The following is a 1,249-nucleotide window of genomic DNA, read 5'->3' as shown; positions in this document are numbered from 1 at the left end:
TGTCTACCTTTGATGGCACTAATTTATAGAGTCCGTAATAAGTATATTTGAATTATGGCAAAACAGTATGATAATGAATTCAAGGTTATGATAGTAGATCTATTAAAATCTGGATTAATGGTAAAACAGATTAGTGAGGACTATGGTCTAAACGGTGGTATGATACGTCGATGGAAAAGGGAATATGAAGCTAAATCGGGAGATTTTAGCAAGAAAAGAGAGGTTTCCCCGCAGGAGCAGGAACTCAAGGCCTTGCAGAAAGAACTGAGAGAGGTCAAGATGGAGCGTGATATATTAAAAAAGGCGGTGAGCATCTTCTCCAAGAGCGGCACATAATATATCATTTTATTCTAAGGAATAAAGATTGTTATCCTGTCGGGAAGATGTGCAAGTGCATGAGAATCAGCAAAAACTCATATTATCATTGGCTTAGGAACAAAGATTTGGAAAGGGAGGAAACAGCAACAAAGACACTAAAAAAAAGAATTCGATTTCATTTTGGACAAAGCATGGAAATCTATGGCAGCTATCGTATCCAGCAAAAACTGGAACGGGAAGGCCTGTTCTATTCCCGTTCTTATATAGCATTGCTGATGAGGGAAATGGGTCTGAGATCCGTGCTAAGAAGAAAATTCGTGGCGACAACGGATTCCGGACACACCTTCCCTGTCGCGGACAATAAACTTGACAGAAACTTTGGCACTATGCAACTGGGGAAGAAATGGGTCTCAGATATTACATATATCCGTGTTGGAGACCAATGGAACTACTTGACCACGGTCATGGACCTTGCCGACAGAAAAATAGTGGGCTGGGCATTGAGCGAGGATATGACCGTCCGAAATACCGTAATGAAAGCCTGGTTGGATGCATGTAGGACTAGAGCAATCGGCAATGGCTTCATCTTTCATTCTGACAGAGGGGTACAGTATGCCTCGAATAAAATGACCAATCTGTTTACTTTCAATAAAAAAATAACACGGTCTATGAGTAGAAAGGGAAATTGTTGGGACAACGCTGTTGCGGAGAGCTTTTTCAAAACGATAAAGCATGAATGGCTGTATAGGTTTAAATATACCACCCATGATCAATTGTTCGAATCGATAAATCAATATATAACATGGTACAATAACGAAAGGCTACATTCTAGTTTAGGGTATCTCTCCCCATTAGAAATGGAAATGAAACTAAGAGGGTTTTCTAAAAAAGTGGCTTGAAAAAATTAGTCCCAAATTTTGTAGGTAATCCA

1 protein-coding gene is annotated in these 1,249 nt (G+C 39.6%); it reads left to right on the top strand.

Annotation, left to right across the window (positions count from 1 at the left end; genetic code table 11):
* Nucleotides 1-54: 54 nt before the first annotated feature.
* Nucleotides 55-1,217 (top strand): IS3 family transposase gene (locus CWD90_RS22915; protein ID WP_103478373.1). Its coding sequence is split into 2 segments (ribosomal slippage): nt 55-295 and nt 295-1,217, totalling 1,164 coding nucleotides; the frame shifts between segments, so codons are not numbered across the junction.
* Nucleotides 1,218-1,249: the final 32 nt, after the last annotated feature.

This window comes from Arenibacter catalasegens, assembly GCF_002909235.1.
In the GTDB taxonomy this organism is placed as follows: domain Bacteria; phylum Bacteroidota; class Bacteroidia; order Flavobacteriales; family Flavobacteriaceae; genus Arenibacter; species Arenibacter catalasegens.
Note: the sequence above shows the minus strand (reverse complement) of the source record. Positions and strands in the feature narration are given on the sequence as shown.